Origin of the sequence: Aquisalimonas sp. APHAB1-3, from assembly GCF_048323695.1 — a bacterium.
GTDB lineage: Bacteria > Pseudomonadota > Gammaproteobacteria > Nitrococcales > Aquisalimonadaceae > Aquisalimonas.
Genome location: NZ_JBLWFT010000005.1, coordinates 20,888 through 36,966, shown reverse-complemented (window position 1 = coordinate 36,966; position 16,079 = coordinate 20,888). Strand labels below are relative to the sequence as shown.

The following is a 16,079-nucleotide window of genomic DNA, read 5'->3' as shown; positions in this document are numbered from 1 at the left end:
CATGACGGACCGGAAACACCTCGCCGATGTGCGGGAGCGCATCGATGCACTGGACCAGCAGATGCTGGAGCTGGTCAACGAGCGCGGCCGCCTGGCCCAGGAGGTCGCCCGCATCAAGCGCGAGCACGGCGAGCAGGGTGATTTCTACCGGCCGGAGCGCGAGCAGGAGGTGCTGCGGCGCATCGAGTCGCTGAATACCGGGCCGCTCTCCGACGAGGTGGTCACCCGCCTGTTCCGGGAAGTCATGTCCGCCTGTCTGGCGCTGCAGGAGCCGCTGAAAGTGGGGTTCCTGGGGCCGGAAGGCACCTTTACCCAGGCGGCCGCGCTGAAGCAGTTCGGCCATGGGGTGCAACTGCAGCCGCTGACCTCCATCGACGCCATCTTCCGCGAAGTGGAAGCCGGGGACATGCATTACGGCGTCGTTCCGGTGGAGAACTCCACCGAGGGCGTGGTCAACCACACCCTGGACTGTTTTCTCACCTCGCCTTTGCAGGTGGTGGGGGAAGTGGAGCTGCGGATTCAGCAGAATCTCGCCAGCCGCGAGACGGAGTTGCAGGCGATCCGGCGGGTGTACTCCCATCAGCAGGGCCTGGCGCAGTGTCGGGGCTGGCTGGATTCGCGCCTCCCGGGGGTGGAGCGGATCACCGTCGACAGCACCGCCGAGGCGGCCCGCCTGGCCGCCATGGAGCAGGGTGCCGCCGCCGTGGCCAGTGACGCCGCCATCGACATGTACGGCCTGGGGGCGTTGGCCGAGGGGATCGAGGACATCTCCGGCAACACCACCCGCTTTCTGGTCATCGGCCGGCAGTCGCCACCGCCCACGGGCGACGACAAGACCTCGCTGGTCGTGTCGCGCTCGGATCGTCCGGGCGGGCTGGTGAGTCTGCTGGAGCCGCTTGCCCGTCACGACATCAACATGACACGCCTGGATGCCCGGCCGTCACGCCAGGGTGTCTGGGAGTACGCCTTCTTCATTGACCTGCTGGGGCACGCCGACGATGCGCAGGTCAGCGCGGCGCTGGCGGAAATGCGCGAGCAGGCCTCGCTGCTGCGCGTGCTCGGCTCCTACCCCCGCGCTGCGCGATAGCCTCCGGAGAGCGAACCATGAGCGAGCTGCGATCCGCCTTCCATCAACTGGCCGTGCCCGGGGTGCAGACGCTGCACCCCTACGAGCCGGGCAAGCCCATGGACGAGCTGCAGCGCGAGTACGGCCTGACGGACATCATCAAGCTGGCCTCCAACGAAAACCCCCGCGGCCCGGGTGAAAAGGCGCTTGCCGCCGCGCGCGAGGCCATGGCCGATGCCCACCGCTACCCGGACGGCAACGGCTTCCGCCTCAAGCAGGCGCTGGCAAGGCACCACGGCGTGGCGTCCGAGACGATTACGCTCGGCAACGGCTCCAACGACGTGCTGGCGCTGGTGGCGTCCACGTTTCTGGGGCCGGGCCGGGAGGCCGTGTTCTCGGAGCACGCCTTTGCCGTGTACCCGATTGTCACCAGCGCGGCCGGCGCAACGGCGTGCGTGGCCCCGGCGCTGGGCAGTGACGCCGGCATGCCCTGCGGCCACGACCTGGACGCCATGCGGGCACGGGTGACCGACGATACGCGGGTGGTTTTCGTGGCCAACCCCAACAACCCTACGGGGACGTGGCTGGGCCGGCGTGAACTCAAGGCGTTCATCCAGTCGATGCCGGATCACGTGATCGTCGTGGTCGACGAGGCGTACTGCGAGTACAGCGATTCGCCGCAGCAGCCGGACGCCACCGAATGGCTGAGCGCGTTCCCCAACCTCGTGGTGACGCGTACGTTCTCGAAGGTTCACGGACTGGCGGGCTTCCGGGTCGGTTACAGCATGGCCCATCCGGCGGTGGCGGAGCTCTTTAACCGCGTGCGTCAGCCATTCAACGTCAGCACCAGTGCCCAGGCGGCGGCCGAGGCGGCGTTGTCGGATACCGACTACGTCCGGGAGTCGGTGACCATGAACAACGAGCAGCGGGAGTGGCTGCGCGGCGAACTGCAGCAGCTGGACCTCGACGTGCTGCCGTCGGCGGCGAACTTTCTCTGTGTCCGGGTCGGGGATGCCGGTGCCGTGTACGAGGGATTGCTGCGGGCGGGGGTTATCGTGCGTCCCGTGGCCGGTTACGGCCTGCCGGAGTGGATCCGGGTGACCGTCGGTCTCCCGGACGAGAACCGCCGGTTCCTCGATGCCCTGACGGGCCTGATGGGCCGCCGGGCATGAGCACAGTCAGGCCCGTGAAACGGCTCGCCCTGATCGGGGTCGGCCTGATCGGCGGATCGTGGGTTCTGGGGCTGCGCCGGGCCGGCCTGGTCGACACAGTCGTTGGGTGCGGGCGCTCGACGGCGAACCTCGACACGGCGCGTGAGCGCGGCATCATCGACGACGCCACCACCGACCCGCGGGAAGCCGTGCGAGGTGCCGACGTGGTCGTGGTGGCCGTGCCCCTGGGGGCCATGGGACCGGTGCTGGCGACCGTCCGGGACGATCTGGCGCCGGGTGCCGTGATCACCGATGTGGGCAGCGCCAAGGCCACGGTGCTGGCGGATGCCGCCGAGGCGCTGGGTGAGCACAGCGCCCGGTTCGTCGCCGGTCACCCCATTGCAGGCAACGAGAAGAGCGGCGCGGTTGCGGCGTTCCCGGAGCTGTTTCACGACCGCCGCGTCATCCTGACCCCCGAAGAGAGCACCGACGCGGCCGCGGTTGAGCGGGTTGCAGAGCTCTGGCAGGCGGTGGGGGCGAGCGTCGCGCGCATGAGCGCCGCCCATCACGATGATGTGCTCGCGGCCACGTCGCACCTGCCGCACATGCTGGCCTATTCGCTGGTGGACACCCTGTCGCGCTGGTCCGATCGCGACGAAGTGTTCGCCTATGCCGCCGGCGGATTCCGGGATTTCACCCGCATCGCGTCCAGTGACCCGGAGATGTGGCGGGATATCTGCCTGGCCAACCGCGACGCACTCGTGGTTGCCATGGACCGTTACATGGCGGATCTGGCGGAGCTGCGTGAGCAGGTGCGCGCCGGGGATGCCACTGCACTCGAGAACCTGTTCCGGCACGCCCGCGACACACGCGACCGGTTCATGGCGACGCTGGAATCCTGAGAGGACGTTCGTTGACTGATCACAGCCGCAATCCCGTTTTCCACGTCCGGCCCGGTGGCACGCTGACCGGGCGTTTCCGTGTGCCCGGGGACAAGTCCATGTCTCACCGTGCCGTCATGCTGGGTTCCCTGGCCGAGGGCGAGACCCGTGTGGAGGGGTTTCTGGAAGGGGCCGATGCGCTGGCGACGCTGGCCACGTTCCGGCAGCTCGGCGTGCAGATCGACGGGCCGCGCCACGGTGCACTGCGTATCCGTGGTGCCGGGCTGCACGGGCTCAGCGCTGCGGACGGCCCCCTGGACCTGGGCAACTCCGGGACGTCCATGCGCCTGCTCGCCGGCCTGCTTGCGGGGCAGCCTTTCGACAGCACGCTGACTGGTGATGACTCCCTGCGGCGCCGTCCCATGGGGCGGGTGACCGAGCCGCTCGCCGCGATGGGGGCGGTGATCGAGGCCGCTCCGGGCGGCACCGCGCCATTACTGATCCGTGGCGGACACCCCCTGCACGGCATGAGCTACGACATGCCGGTGGCCAGCGCCCAGGTGAAATCCGCCCTGCTCCTGGCCGGCCTGTATGCCGAGGGAGACACCTGGGTGCACGAGCCGGCACCCACCCGCGATCATACCGAGCGCATGCTGGCGGGCTTCGGCTATCCGGTGCGGCGGGACGACGCCTGGTCCGGCGTTACCGGGGGCGGGCGCCTGCAGGGCTGCGAGATCGACGTCCCGGCGGATATCTCCTCGGCGGCGTTCTTCCTCGTGGGGGCGAGCATCGCCGAGGGCAGCGATCTCGTCCTCGAACACGTGGGCATCAACCCGACCCGTACGGGCGTACTGGACATCCTCGATCTCATGGGTGCGGACGTGGAGCTGCGCCACCAGCGCGAGGTGGGCGGCGAGCCCGTTGCAGATGTCCACGTGCGTGCGCGGCCGCTGCACGGCATCACCATTCCCGAACGGCTGGTGCCGCTGGCCATCGACGAGTTTCCTGCCATCTTCATCGCCGCCGCCTGTGCGAACGGGACGACGGTGCTTACGGGCGCCGAGGAACTGCGGGTGAAGGAGAGTGACCGGATCGCCGTCATGGCCGACGGCCTCACGGCTCTCGGCATCCAGGTGGAGCCGCGCGCGGACGGCATCGTCATCCACGGCGGCACCCTTACGGGCGGCACCGTGGACAGTCACGGCGACCACCGGATCGCCATGGCGTTTGCCATGGCGGCACTGCGCAGTACCGACACCATCACCATCCGCGACTGCCGCAACGTGGATACGTCGTTCCCCGGATTTGCCAGTCTGTCGCGAGAGGCCGGGCTCGGGCTGGATGTGGAACACGACGCTCCGGAGGCCTCATGACGCCGAAGGACGCGCCCGTGCTCGCGGTGGACGGGCCCGGCGGGTCCGGCAAGGGAACGGTCTGCCGTGCGGTCACCGAAGCCATGGGTTGGCACCTGCTCGATAGCGGCGCCATTTACCGGGCCCTGGCGGTCGCCGCCGGCAGCCGCGGCCTGGACGCATCCGATACCGCCGCCCTGGTGGATCTGGCCCACGGGCTCGACGTGGTGTTCGAGCCTCGGCCCGACGGGTCGGTGCGCGTACTGGTGGACGGCAACGACGTCTCCGTGCAGCTGCGCAGTGAGCAGACCGGCGATCTCGCCTCGCGGGTGGCGGCCGTGCCGGAGGCGCGGGAGGCGCTGCTCGCCCGCCAGCGGGCCTTCCGCAAGCCGCCGGGACTTGTCGCCGATGGCCGCGACATGGGTACGGTGGTGTTCCCGGACGCGACCCTCAAGATCTTTCTCACCGCGAGTGCGGAGGAGCGGGCGCGGCGGCGCCATAACCAGTTGAAGGAACAGGGGGTTGATGTTAGCCTCGCGGATCTTTTGGACGAGATCGCCGTGCGCGACGAGCGTGACCGCAATCGCGCGGTGGCGCCGCTGAAGCCGGCGGTAGACGCCGAGGAGCTCGATACCACGGGTCTGTCAGTGGACGCCGTGGTGGAGAGGGTACTCAAGCTGCTGCAAAAACAGCTATCATAAAGGATTAACTCGGGTGGTCAGAGGGGCGGACGCGTCGCTGGCCGTTTAAATGTACGTAACGTAACCACAGACGTCATCGCGTTGTTGACGTTCTAGGATTGGCTGACCAATGAGCGAGAGCTTTGCCGAACTGTTTGAAGAGAGCCTGGCACAAACCGACATGCGCCCCGGCGCCATCGTCACCGGGAAGGTGGTGGCGATCCGCGGTGACCACGTGGTGGTCAATGCGGGCCTGAAGTCGGAAGCCGTGATTCCCGCCAACGAGTTCTTCGGGGAATCGGGCCAGATCGAAGTGGGTGTGGGTGACGACGTGGAAGTCGCCCTGGACGCGGTGGAAGACGGCTTCGGGGAAACCCGGCTGTCGCGCGAGAAGGCCAAGCGGGCCCACGCCTGGAAGCACCTGGAAACTGCCTACGAGAACGGTGACACCGTCAACGGCATCATCAGCGGCAAGGTCAAGGGCGGTTTCACCGTCGACCTCAAGCACATCCGGGCCTTCCTTCCCGGCTCTCTCGTGGACATCCGCCCCGTGCGGGATACCACGTACCTGGAAGGCCGCGAGCTCGAATTCAAGGTCATCAAGCTGGACGAGCGCCGCAACAACGTCGTGGTTTCGCGCCGCGCGGTGGTCGAGGAAGAGTACAGCGCCGAGCGGGAGGCCCTGCTGGAGCGCCTGCAGGAAGGCCAGCAGCTCAAGGGCATCGTCAAGAACCTCACCGACTACGGCGCCTTCGTGGACCTGGGCGGCATCGACGGCCTGCTGCACATCACCGATATGGCCTGGCGCCGCGTCAAGCATCCCTCGGAAGTGGTCGAAGTCGGCCAGGAAATCGAGGTCAAGGTGCTCAAGTTTGACCGCGAGCGCAACCGCGTCTCCCTGGGCCTCAAGCAGCTGGGCGAGGACCCGTGGGAAAACATTGCCAACCGGTACCCGGAGAGCACCCGCGTGGTGGGCCGTGTCACCAACATCACCGATTACGGCTGCTTCGTGGAGATCGAGGAAGGCGTGGAAGGCCTGGTGCACGTCTCCGAGATGGACTGGACCAACAAGAACGTTAACCCGGGCAAGCTGGTTGCCGTGGGTGACGAGGTCGAAGTCATGGTGCTGGACATCGACGGCGAGCGACGCCGCATCTCCCTGGGCATGAAGCAGTGCCAGGCGAACCCATGGGAGCTGTTCGCGGCCACCCACAACAAGGGCGATCGCGTGAACGGCCAGATCAAGTCGATCACCGACTTCGGCATCTTCGTTGGCCTGGAAGGCGGTATCGACGGTCTGGTTCACCTCTCGGATCTCTCCTGGGACGAAGCCGGCGAAGACGCCGTGCGGCACTTCAAGAAGGGTGACGAAGTGGAAGCCGTAGTGCTGTCCGTGGACGCGGATCGGGAGCGGATCTCCCTGGGCATCAAGCAGATGGAAGACGATCCCTTCTCCGCCTGGATGGCCGATAATCCGAAGGGCAACATGGTGAAGGGCACCGCGAAGGAAGTGGACGCCAAGGGCGTGGTCGTTGACCTCGGGGATGGCATCGAAGGCTACCTGCGTGCGTCCGACATCGCCCGCGAGCGTGTCGACGATGCCCGCAGTCACTTCAAGGAAGGCGACGAAGTGCAGGCCAAGTTCATCGGCGTCGATCGCAAGAACCGCTCGATCAGCCTGTCCATCAAGGCCAAGGACGTTCAGGAAGAAGCCAAGGCCGTGCAGGACTACGCCAAGGGTGGTGCCGGTGCCGGCACGACTACGCTTGGCGACCTGCTCAAGGAGCAGATGGACAGCGGTAATCAGGACGACTGATTACCGGTCGATCCAGGTCGTGCGGGGTCGTGGCCGAGCCACGACCCCGCTCTCACCGCATCCGTTTCATCCGCCCGGATTGCCGACAGGCCTGGCCTGAGCGCGGCGCCCGGAAATTGGACGGAATCGTCTGGACATAACAATGACGAAATCCGAGCTCATCGAAGTCATCGCATCCAAGCAGCAGCATCTCGCCTACCGGGATGTGGAAGTGTCGGTCAAGACGCTTCTGGAGCACATGAGCGAAGCGCTCTCCTCCGGTCATCGCATCGAGATTCGTGGCTTCGGCAGTTTTTCACTGCACCACCGTCCGCCGCGGATCGGCCGCAACCCCAAGACCGGGGATCCAGTTGCCCTGCCTGCGAAGTATGTGCCACATTTCAAGCCGGGGAAGGAGCTCCGCCAGCGGGTCAACGGCGATTGAACATTGCCCGAGGCCTCTCCCCGGAGCGGATTGAACTGGCGTTGTGGCGCGCGCTCGGAACAAGGGGAGTAAAACCGATATGCGTCGGTTGATCGGATTTCTGGCCATCCTGATCGTGATCCTGTTCGGGCTGAGCTTTGCCCTGCTGAATGCCAGCCGTGTGGATGTCGACTACTATTTCGGTACCGTCGGCGCGCCGCTCTCCCTGGCGCTCGTCGTCGCCGTGATCATCGGCGCCGTCATCGGTGTGCTGACGACACTCGGGATGATTCTCGGCAAGCAGCGCGAAGTGCACCGGCTGAGGCGGCGGGTCAAGGACACCGAGAAGGAACTCAACGAACTGCGCCGGTTGCCGCTGAAAGATAATCACTGAGATGGTGGAACTGTTCTGGCTACTCCTGCCGGTGGCGGCCTTTTCGGGCTGGTTCATCGCGAGACGTGGCCAGGGCGGGGGTGCGCGTCCCGGCCGCCAGGAGCCGTTGCGTGGCGACTATTTCCAGGGCCTGAACTACCTGCTCAACGAGCAGCCCGACAAGGCCATCGAAGTCTTCACCCGCATGGTGGAAGTCGACTCGGATACGGTCGAAACCCATCTTGCCCTAGGGAATCTCTTCCGGCGGCGCGGTGAAGTGGATCGGGCCATCCGCATCCATCAGAACCTTATCGCCCGCCCCTCCCTGAATCGTGAACAACGAACCCAGGCGCTGCTGGAACTGGGCGAGGATTACTTGCGTGCCGGGCTCCTGGACCGCGCGGAGAACCTGTTTCAGGAGGTGGTGGAGACGGGGAATTTCGTTCCCCAGGCCCTGCAGCATCTGCTGGATATCTATCAGCAGGAAAAGGAGTGGGATAACGCCATTCTCGTGGCAGCCCGGCTGGAGTCGAACAGTGAGCAGAGCATGGCGCCGCGCGTGGCCCAGTTCTATTGTGAGCAGGTGGATCGAGCCTGGCGCGAGGGGGAAGTCAATCGCGCCCGGAGTCTGATCAAGCGGGCGCTGACCGCCGACCCCGGCTGCGTGCGTGCGAGCATACTGCAGGGCGACATCGAGCGCAGTGTCGGCAACTACAAACAGGCGCTGAAATGCTATCAGCGTGTGCGCGAGCAGGATCGCGACTACCTGCCGGAAGTGCTGGTGGGGTTGCACGAATCCTATACCCAGCTGGGGCGGCCGGACGGCTACCGCGCCTTCCTGGAGGATGTGTCGCGCGATTACCGCGGGGCGTCCGTCATCCTTGCGCTGGCGGAACGCATCCGACACGACCACGGCGAGGACGCCGCCGCCGGATTCCTGGTGGATCAGCTCCGGGCCCGGCCATCCGTGCGCGGACTGAACCGCCTGATCGAGCTCAATCTGTCACGGGCGGAGCAGGCCGGGGGCGCCGACCTGGAAGTGCTCAGGGAGCTCTTCCACGCCCTGCTGCGGGACAAACCCGGCTACTCCTGCCGTAACTGCGGCTTCAGTGCGCGCACCCTGCACTGGCAGTGTCCGAGTTGCCGCAAGTGGGCGACCATCAAACCGATTCAGGGTGTGGAAGGGGAGTAGGCGTGGCAGGCGAACAACCGTGGATCGTGGTTGCTCTGGACGTGGACAGCGTGGAGCGGGCGGAAGCGCTGGCGGCCCGGCTCGACCCGGCGTTGTGCCGGCTGAAGGTGGGCAAGGAGCTGTTCACCCGCGCCGGCCCCGGCCTGGTGGAGCGGCTGCAGGGCAGTGGCTTCAGCGTCTTTCTGGATCTCAAGTTCCACGATATCCCCAATACGGTTGCTGGCGCGTGTCGCGCCGCGGCGGATCTCGGCGTCTGGATGGTCAACGTGCACGCCCTCGGCGGTGTCCGCATGATGGAGGCGGCGCGGGAAGCCGTGAGCCGTTCCGGGTCGGGGCATACGCTGCTCATCGGCGTGACCGTGCTGACCAGCCACGATGCGGAGGACATCGCAGCTGTCGGTCTGAGCGATACGCCTGATGCACTGGTGGAGCGGCTGGCGGGGCTCGCCCTCGGCGCAGGGCTGGATGGCCTCGTCTGTTCCGCCCGGGAAGCTCCCCGGTTGCGCGCCCTGCACGGGCAGGCGCCAGTGCTGGTGACACCGGGTATCCGGCCCGCGGAGGCCGCCGCCGACGATCAGCGTCGGATCGTGACGCCGGCGCAGGCACGGACGGGCGGCGCCGACTATCTCGTGGTGGGACGGCCCATTACGGCGGCAGACGACCCGGGCGCGGCCCTGGAGCGTATTGTCTCGGAGCTTCAGGCGGGCCCGGCCGATGCTTGAACTGACACGGTCGTCGAGCTAGTCTTGACTCGCTTCGGTTGATGCGAAGCCGCGAACACTGACGTTCGTGCCTCAATAACAAAAGGAGTTGATCATGTCGAAACGCACGCGTTTTCTCTGTGCCGTTCCCGCTCTGTCCCTGCTGTTTGCCGGTGCGGCGTTTGCCGGATCCGTGGATCTGAATACCGCGGATGCCGAGACGCTGGCGGCTGAACTGGATGGTGTCGGGGAGTCCCGCGCGGCGGCCATCGTGGAGTATCGCGAGGCCAACGGCGGGTTCGACAGCGTTGATGCGCTCACCAACGTTCAGGGTGTCGGCCCGGCGACGGTGGAGAGCAACCGCGAACGCCTGACCGCGGACGCCGACTGAATGCGTCCGGCTTGTGGCCCCGTGCGCCCGCCTCTGGCGGGCGCTTTGCGTTACTGACCTCCGGAATCGGTTGGTAAACCGACGCTACCGCGGCACGGTTTCCGACAGTGAGTCCCGCCGCGCCACCTGCTCATGCCAGCGCGTCAGTGCCGGCCGCTGTTCGCGCCAGGCCAGGTCCGCGTAACGGAAGTCCAGGTACTGCAGCGCTACTGCCACGGCCAGGGCGCCGAGATCTCCGCCTGCCTCGGGTGGCTGGGACTCCAGGCGATCCAGGGTCGACGTGATGGTTCTCGCCCGGCGCTGCCCGAGCACGCCCTGATCCGCACCCTCCGGCCCGAACCGTTTTGCCAGCAGCGTCTGGACGCCGGCATCGATGATACCCACCGCCAACCCGGTCTGCCCGAGCACCTGTGCGCGCCGGCCCTGCGGAATCAGCTCTGGATCGGGCCAGGTGGCCTCCAGGAAATGCACGATCAGCAGCGACTCGGTAATGGAGACGCCGTCGTCCGTCACCAGGGTGGGCACCCGGGTTGCCGGATTGACCTGCATGAGCCCGGCATCATCGGACCACGGATCGACCACGTGGTGTCCGGTGCGGTCGTGTAGCTGTTTCTCGATCAGGCTCGCGCGGACGATGCGCGCGTAGGGTGACGTGAGGCTGTAATAGAGGTCCATGGCGGCTATCCAGTAACTGGGATTGACTCGCAGCTTACCAGAAGAAGGCGGTATTGGAACGGTCAGTCCCGTGAAGCCCCGTGATGCACCCGGCCTGTCACGGAACCGTCATGATCCGGTCACGCCGGTGTCAGGTGTGCCGCCCATACTCCGCTCCAGTCGCTTCCGGATCACTAGCGACGCAACCGCGATAAAACGCAGATCGCACCAACGTGGAGTTGATGATTATGTTCCGTAACCGCCTTGTGACCGTGGCCGCGTCCGCTCTTGCGGTCGCCGCGCTCCCGGCCTTCGCCGATGAGGGTCCGGAGCTGGACGACAGTCTGCCGACCTACGAGAGTGTTTCCGGCATTTCCGGCAGCCTCTCCAGCCAGGGTTCCGACACGCTCAACAATCTGATGACGCTCTGGGCCGAGGAGTTCAACGACTTCTACCCGAACGTTAACATCCAGATCGAAGGGGCGGGCTCCTCCACGGCGCCGACGGCGCTGGCCGAGGGCACTGCCAACTTCGGCCCCATGAGCCGTCAGATGCGCGAGTCCGAGATCGAGGCGTTCGAGGACGCCCACGGCTACCCGCCGACGCTCGTTCGCGTTGCCATTGACACCATCGCGGTGTTCGTCAACCGCGACAACCCCATCGAGGGCCTGTCCATCGACCAGGTGGACGCGATCTTCTCCGAGACCCGCCGCTGCGGCGGTGACGAGGACATCACCCGCTGGGGACAGGTGGGCCTGGACGGCGACTGGGAGAATCGCGACTTCACCCTTTACAGCCGCAATGCTGTCTCGGGGACCTATGGATACTTCCGTGAGCACGCCCTGTGTGATGGTGACTTCAAGGACGCCATCAACGAGCAGCCCGGCTCCGCCTCGGTGGTCCAGGGTGTGTCGGAATCCCTGAACGGCATCGGTTACTCCGGGATTGGCTACAACACCTCGGGCGTGCGGGCCATCAAGCTGGGCGACGATCCGGATAACCTCTACGAGCCCAACGCCGAGAACGCGCTGACCGGCGACTATCCGCTGGCGCGGTTCCTCTACGTCTACGTGAACAAGGACCCGAACGAGGATCTGCCGCCCATCGAGCGGGAGTTCCTGCGTCTGGTGCTCTCGGAGCAGGGCCAGGATGTGGTGCGGCGTGACGGCTTCATCCCCATGCCCGAGTCGGCCGCTTCCCGGGAGCGCGAGGAGCTCGGCCTCGAATAGACAGGGACTGGTTTCGTACTGACCCGATCACCGCGCCCTTCACGGGCGCGGTTTTTTTTTGGGGGGGGGGGGGGGTGACCGTGACACGGAAATGACATCCGGCTGTCACGGGACCGTCACATAGGCTCACTACCATGCCCCCAGTCTTCCACCCACACGAGCGGGCCAATCGCCATGACCGATGTCGGCACCTCACCGGATTCCCCCGCATCCCGCGGCCATATGCCCTCGGAAAGCCAGCGCAGGCGGCTTCGCCGCTGGCGGGCGTTCAAGGACCGGGCGGGGAAGGGCACCATCGCCACATTCGGCATCGGGGTGATCGGCACCCTCGTGCTGATGTTCGTCTACCTCTTCTCCGAGACCGCCCCCATCTTTGGCTCTGCTGACATGACCCCGGCCGGGGCTTATGCGGCGCCGGGGGATGGGGACAGCGCGACCCTGCACACGGCCATGGAGCGCTACCGCGAGGTAGCCGTGCGCTTCACGGATGACGCGCGGGCGGTCTTCTTCCGGCCCAGGGATGGTGAGGTCATCAAGGAAGAGCGCATGCAGCGCCCGGACGGCGTGAGCGTAACCAGTTTCGCCACTGGCGAGGCGCGCAGCCATCTGGTGGGGTACGGGCTGGACGATGGCACGGCGATCTTCGCCCGTCACGATTACGACGTGTCATACCCCGGTGGGGAGCGCACCGTGGAGCCCACGATCCGGTACCCGGAAGGCGATGGCGAACCGCTGGATGTCTTCGCCGACGAAGGTTACGCCATCGACGCCATCGGGGTGCAGCGGGGGCGCGAGGGCACGGCGATCATCGCCGCCAACAATGCCCGGGAACAGCTGCGCATCGTGCTGTTCGACGAAGACGAGGATTTTCTCACGGGTAACGTCACCGTCGAGCGCCGTGTATACGAGGTGCCGTGGCCGGAGGATGGGGTGGAGGTGACCCAGATCCTCATGGATACCACCATGCGCAACCTCTTTGTGGGCGGTGCTGACGGCCGCCTGCACTACTACGACATCTCCAGGATGAGCAGCCCCAGGCTTCTGGCCAGTGAACGGGCCATTGAAGGCGACAATGCCGAGGTGACGGCCCTGGATTTCCTCCTCGGGGCGGTGTCGATCATCGCCGGCGGGTCCGACGGCTCCGTGAGCCAGTGGTTCGTGGCCCGGGATGCCGACGGGGAACGGCGCCTGCGCAAGATCCGGGACTTCGAGCCCCATGATGCACCGGTCACCAGCATCGGTCCGGAGCACGCACGCAAGGGATTTGCCACGGCCGCCGAAGACGGCACCGTGCAGCTCCACTACGCGACCTCCGCGCGGACCATGGCGCGGCTGGCCCTGGGCGGGGACATCAACGTCGATGCAGTGACCATGGCGCCGCGCCAGGACGGCATGCTGGTGGTGGGCGCCGACGGGGGCTTCCGCTACCTGGACGTGAACAACCCGCACCCGGAAGTCTCCTTCAGTGCGCTGTGGCAGAAGGTCTGGTACGAGGGGCGCAACAATCCCGCCTACGTCTGGCAGTCATCCTCGGCCACCCAGGAGTTCGAGCCGAAGTTCTCCCTGGTGCCGCTGACCGTGGGCACCCTCAAGGCGGCGTTCTACGCCATGCTGTTCGCGGCGCCCCTGGCCATTCTTGCCGCCATCTACTCGGCTTACTTCATGTCGCCGCGCATGCGCACCATGACCAAACCCACCATCGAGATCATGGAGGCGCTGCCCACGGTCATTCTCGGCTTTCTCGCCGGTCTCTGGGCCGCCCCGTACGTTGAGAACAACCTGCCGGCAGTATTCAGCCTGTTCCTGCTGATGCCGGTGGCTTTTCTCGTTATGGCCTGGGTCTGGTCACGGCTGTTGCCGGCGAACTGGCGGGGCGCGGTGCCTCCCGGCTGGGAGGCGGCCCTGCTGATTCCGGTGGTGCTCGGGGTGGGCTGGTTCTGCGTCGGCATGAGCCCGCTGGTGGAGTTATGGTTCTTCGACGGCGACATGCGTCAGTGGCTCACCAACCAGGGCATCACCTATGACCAGCGCAACGCGCTGGTGGTGGGCATGGCCATGGGCTTTGCGGTGATCCCCACCATCTACTCCATCTCCGAGGACGCCATCTTCAACGTGCCACGGCACCTCACCCAGGGCGCACTGGCGCTTGGCGCCACACCGTGGCAAGCGGTGGCGACCGTGGTGCTGCTCACCGCCAGCCCCGGCATCTTCTCGGCGGTGATGATCGGCTTCGGACGCGCCGTCGGCGAGACCATGATCGTGCTCATGGCCACGGGTAACAGCCCGGTGGTCAACTTCAACATCTTCGAGGGCATGCGCACGCTGTCGGCCAATATCGCCGTCGAGATGCCGGAGGCGGCCGTGGGTGGCACGCACTTCCGCATTCTGTTTCTGGCTGCGCTGGTGCTGTTTGTCATGACCTTTGTTCTCAACACGCTTGCGGAAGTGGTTCGCCACCGGCTGCGCAAGAAGTACAGCACCCTGTAACGGTCCGGGAGACACAGATCATGCGCGACTGGTTCAAGAAGGGCACACCCTGGATCTGGCTCAACGCCGGGGCCGTGGCCATCAGCCTGGTCATGGTGGTGGGGCTGATCGGCCATGTTGCCTTCAACGGCCTGCAGCACTTCTGGCCGCGGGATATCGTTGCCTTCGAGTACGCGGAGCCCGGTGACGAGCCGGTCCAGGTGCTCGGGGAGGTGGACCGGTCCGAGACCCTGACCGCCCGGGGGGCGCGCGAGCGCGGGTTCGAGGTGGACGCCGACGAGGAACTGGTCACCCGGCACCGCATCAAACGCGGCAATCGGGACGTGACCGGCCAGGACTTCACCTGGTACGTCGAGGAGAACATGTCGGCGTGGTCCTATCCGGACGATGCCGTGCGCCTGGAACGCCGGGAGTGGGGCGACTTCTACGGCTTTCTCCGCGAGGTCCGTGTCGGTGACGAGGTGGTTGCCGACGGCGACGACGCGTGGGAGACGTTCGAGCGGCTGTTCGCCGAGAACCTGCCGCGCATCGAGGAGATCGGGCAGATCGAGCGCGTGGAAATCGGCGCGGTCAATGCGGAGATCGAGGAGATCCGGCTCGCCCAGCGGCGTCTCGCCATGGACGATACCATTCCCGAGGAGCGGCGCTCCGAGCAGGAGCAGGCGCTGGAGGACGAGCGGGGCCGCTGGGAAGCCGAGTACGACCAGCTCGCGGAGCGGCGCAACGAACTGCTGGAGGAGATCCGGCGCTTCCAGGTGATGCTCGAGACCGCCGAGGGCGAGCAGGTGGTCATGGCACTGGGCGACATCGTCAAACCCAGTCGGCCCAACGTCATGAGCACCGGCGAGAAGCTGCGGTTCTACGTGGGCGAGTTCTGGGACTTCGTCTCGGGGTATCCCCGCGAGGCCAATACCGAAGGCGGGATCCTGCCGGCGATCTTCGGCACCGTGCTCATGACCCTGGTCATGGCCGTCTTCGTGACCCCGTTCGGGGTGCTGGCGGCCATCTACCTGCGCGAGTACGCCAGGCAGGGGCCGCTGACGCGCATGATCCGTATCTCCGTGAACAACCTGGCCGGGGTGCCGTCCATCGTGTTCGGCGTATTCGGCCTCGGCTTCTTCGTCTATTTCATGGGCGGTGGCATCGACCAGTTATTTTACTCGGACCGGTTGCCAGCGCCCACATTCGGCAAGGGTGGTGTGCTGTGGGCCTCCCTGACCCTGGCGCTGCTGACCCTGCCGGTGGTGATCGTCTCCACCGAGGAAGGGTTGTCCCGGATCCCCGGCTCGATTCGCCACGGCGCACTGGCGCTGGGTGCCACCAAGGGCGAGATGCTCTGGCGCACTGTGGTGCCCCTGGCCACGCCGGCCATGATCACCGGGCTGATTCTCGCCGTTGCCCGGGCCGCCGGCGAAGTGGCGCCGCTGATGCTGGTGGGTGTGGTGAAACTGGCGCCGCAGTTGCCGGTGGAGGCGAGCTGGCCCTTCATTCACCTGGACCGCAGTTTCATGCATCTGGGCTTTCACATCTACGACGTCGGCTTCCAGAGCCCCAACGTCGAGGCGGGGCGGCCGCTGGTCTACGCCACGGCCCTGGTGCTCATCCTGGTGATCATCGTTCTCAACCTGACGGCCATCACCATCCGCAACCACCTCCGGGAGCGCTACCGCGCGGAAGGGGATTAGTTCAACGTGGAGCAGTGA

15 protein-coding genes are annotated in these 16,079 nt (G+C 66.2%); 14 read left to right on the top strand and 1 reads right to left on the bottom strand.

Features of this window, described 5'->3' with window-relative positions; all coding sequences use genetic code 11:
- The first annotated feature begins 1 nt into the window (after position 1).
- From pheA to ACNSTU_RS09565, 11 genes are all read left to right on the top strand, one after another.
- Positions 2 to 1,087 (top strand): prephenate dehydratase, encoded by a 1,086-nt coding sequence (pheA, locus tag ACNSTU_RS09615; RefSeq protein WP_290636990.1) that lies wholly within the window; start codon positions 2 to 4, stop codon positions 1,085 to 1,087.
- Positions 1,088 to 1,104: 17 nt separating this feature from the next.
- On the top strand, positions 1,105 to 2,238 hold the full coding sequence (gene hisC, locus ACNSTU_RS09610) for a histidinol-phosphate transaminase (RefSeq protein ID WP_290631436.1): 1,134 nt from the start codon (positions 1,105 to 1,107) through the stop codon (positions 2,236 to 2,238).
- Complete coding sequence (locus ACNSTU_RS09605; protein ID WP_290631438.1) at positions 2,235 to 3,119, top strand: prephenate dehydrogenase; 885 nt, start codon at positions 2,235 to 2,237, stop codon at positions 3,117 to 3,119. Before hisC ends, ACNSTU_RS09605 begins: the two co-directional genes overlap by 4 nt.
- Before the next feature lie 11 nt (positions 3,120 to 3,130).
- Positions 3,131 to 4,471: a 3-phosphoshikimate 1-carboxyvinyltransferase gene (gene aroA, locus ACNSTU_RS09600; protein ID WP_290631440.1), complete on the top strand. Its 1,341-nt coding sequence runs from the start codon at positions 3,131 to 3,133 to the stop codon at positions 4,469 to 4,471.
- Entirely contained in the window at positions 4,468 to 5,151 is a 684-nt protein-coding gene (gene cmk, locus ACNSTU_RS09595; protein ID WP_290631442.1) for a (d)CMP kinase, read from the top strand. Before aroA ends, cmk begins: the two co-directional genes overlap by 4 nt.
- A 109-nt stretch (positions 5,152 to 5,260) precedes the next feature.
- Complete coding sequence (rpsA, locus tag ACNSTU_RS09590; RefSeq protein ID WP_091640857.1) at positions 5,261 to 6,946, top strand: 30S ribosomal protein S1; 1,686 nt, start codon at positions 5,261 to 5,263, stop codon at positions 6,944 to 6,946.
- A 142-nt stretch (positions 6,947 to 7,088) separates the two neighbouring features.
- Entirely contained in the window at positions 7,089 to 7,370 is a 282-nt protein-coding gene (locus ACNSTU_RS09585) for an integration host factor subunit beta (protein ID WP_091640852.1), read from the top strand.
- Positions 7,371 to 7,449: 79 nt separating this feature from the next.
- Positions 7,450 to 7,743 (top strand): LapA family protein, encoded by a 294-nt coding sequence (locus ACNSTU_RS09580; RefSeq protein WP_290631448.1) that lies wholly within the window; start codon positions 7,450 to 7,452, stop codon positions 7,741 to 7,743.
- A 1-nt stretch (position 7,744) separates the two neighbouring features.
- Entirely contained in the window at positions 7,745 to 8,914 is a 1,170-nt protein-coding gene (lapB, locus tag ACNSTU_RS09575; RefSeq protein WP_290631450.1) for a lipopolysaccharide assembly protein LapB, read from the top strand.
- 2 nt (positions 8,915 to 8,916) lie between these two features.
- Positions 8,917 to 9,636 carry an orotidine-5'-phosphate decarboxylase gene (gene pyrF / locus ACNSTU_RS09570; protein WP_290636988.1) on the top strand — a complete coding sequence of 240 codons (720 nt, stop codon included), beginning with the start codon at positions 8,917 to 8,919 and terminating at the stop codon, positions 9,634 to 9,636.
- 94 nt (positions 9,637 to 9,730) lie between these two features.
- Positions 9,731 to 10,006: a ComEA family DNA-binding protein gene (locus tag ACNSTU_RS09565; protein ID WP_290631454.1), complete on the top strand. Its 276-nt coding sequence runs from the start codon at positions 9,731 to 9,733 to the stop codon at positions 10,004 to 10,006.
- 84 nt (positions 10,007 to 10,090) lie between these two features.
- Here ACNSTU_RS09565 and ACNSTU_RS09560 read toward each other — a convergent pair whose 3' ends face one another.
- Positions 10,091 to 10,681 (bottom strand): glutathione S-transferase family protein, encoded by a 591-nt coding sequence (locus ACNSTU_RS09560; RefSeq protein ID WP_290631456.1) that lies wholly within the window; start codon positions 10,679 to 10,681, stop codon positions 10,091 to 10,093.
- A gap of 227 nt (positions 10,682 to 10,908) precedes the next feature.
- On the opposite strand from ACNSTU_RS09560, the gene ACNSTU_RS09555 reads away from it, so the two are divergent.
- The 3 genes from ACNSTU_RS09555 (at position 10,909) to pstA (ending at position 16,061) form a co-directional block, all read left to right on the top strand.
- Positions 10,909 to 11,889: a PstS family phosphate ABC transporter substrate-binding protein gene (locus ACNSTU_RS09555; protein WP_418212303.1), complete on the top strand. Its 981-nt coding sequence runs from the start codon at positions 10,909 to 10,911 to the stop codon at positions 11,887 to 11,889.
- A 222-nt stretch (positions 11,890 to 12,111) separates the two neighbouring features.
- On the top strand, positions 12,112 to 14,376 hold the full coding sequence (locus tag ACNSTU_RS09550) for an ABC transporter permease subunit (protein ID WP_290636999.1): 2,265 nt from the start codon (positions 12,112 to 12,114) through the stop codon (positions 14,374 to 14,376).
- A gap of 20 nt (positions 14,377 to 14,396) precedes the next feature.
- Positions 14,397 to 16,061 (top strand): phosphate ABC transporter permease PstA, encoded by a 1,665-nt coding sequence (pstA, locus tag ACNSTU_RS09545; RefSeq protein WP_290631460.1) that lies wholly within the window; start codon positions 14,397 to 14,399, stop codon positions 16,059 to 16,061.
- Positions 16,062 to 16,079: the final 18 nt, after the last annotated feature.

Bases quoted from the DNA above. Each gene is read 5' to 3' on its own strand.
- lapB (WP_290631450.1), top strand. From the start codon at position 7,745: ATGGTGGAACTGTTCTGGCTACTCCTGCCGGTGGCGGCCTTTTCGGGC.
- ACNSTU_RS09555 (WP_418212303.1), top strand. From the start codon at position 10,909: ATGTTCCGTAACCGCCTTGTGACCGTGGCCGCGTCCGCTCTTGCGGTC.
- ACNSTU_RS09560 (WP_290631456.1), bottom strand. From the start codon at position 10,681: ATGGACCTCTATTACAGCCTCACGTCACCCTACGCGCGCATCGTCCGC.
- cmk (WP_290631442.1), top strand. From the start codon at position 4,468: ATGACGCCGAAGGACGCGCCCGTGCTCGCGGTGGACGGGCCCGGCGGG.
- hisC (WP_290631436.1), top strand. From the start codon at position 1,105: ATGAGCGAGCTGCGATCCGCCTTCCATCAACTGGCCGTGCCCGGGGTG.
- pheA (WP_290636990.1), top strand. From the start codon at position 2: ATGACGGACCGGAAACACCTCGCCGATGTGCGGGAGCGCATCGATGCA.
- rpsA (WP_091640857.1), top strand. From the start codon at position 5,261: ATGAGCGAGAGCTTTGCCGAACTGTTTGAAGAGAGCCTGGCACAAACC.
- ACNSTU_RS09580 (WP_290631448.1), top strand. From the start codon at position 7,450: ATGCGTCGGTTGATCGGATTTCTGGCCATCCTGATCGTGATCCTGTTC.
- ACNSTU_RS09565 (WP_290631454.1), top strand. From the start codon at position 9,731: ATGTCGAAACGCACGCGTTTTCTCTGTGCCGTTCCCGCTCTGTCCCTG.
- ACNSTU_RS09585 (WP_091640852.1), top strand. From the start codon at position 7,089: ATGACGAAATCCGAGCTCATCGAAGTCATCGCATCCAAGCAGCAGCAT.
- ACNSTU_RS09550 (WP_290636999.1), top strand. From the start codon at position 12,112: ATGCCCTCGGAAAGCCAGCGCAGGCGGCTTCGCCGCTGGCGGGCGTTC.
- pstA (WP_290631460.1), top strand. From the start codon at position 14,397: ATGCGCGACTGGTTCAAGAAGGGCACACCCTGGATCTGGCTCAACGCC.
- ACNSTU_RS09605 (WP_290631438.1), top strand. From the start codon at position 2,235: ATGAGCACAGTCAGGCCCGTGAAACGGCTCGCCCTGATCGGGGTCGGC.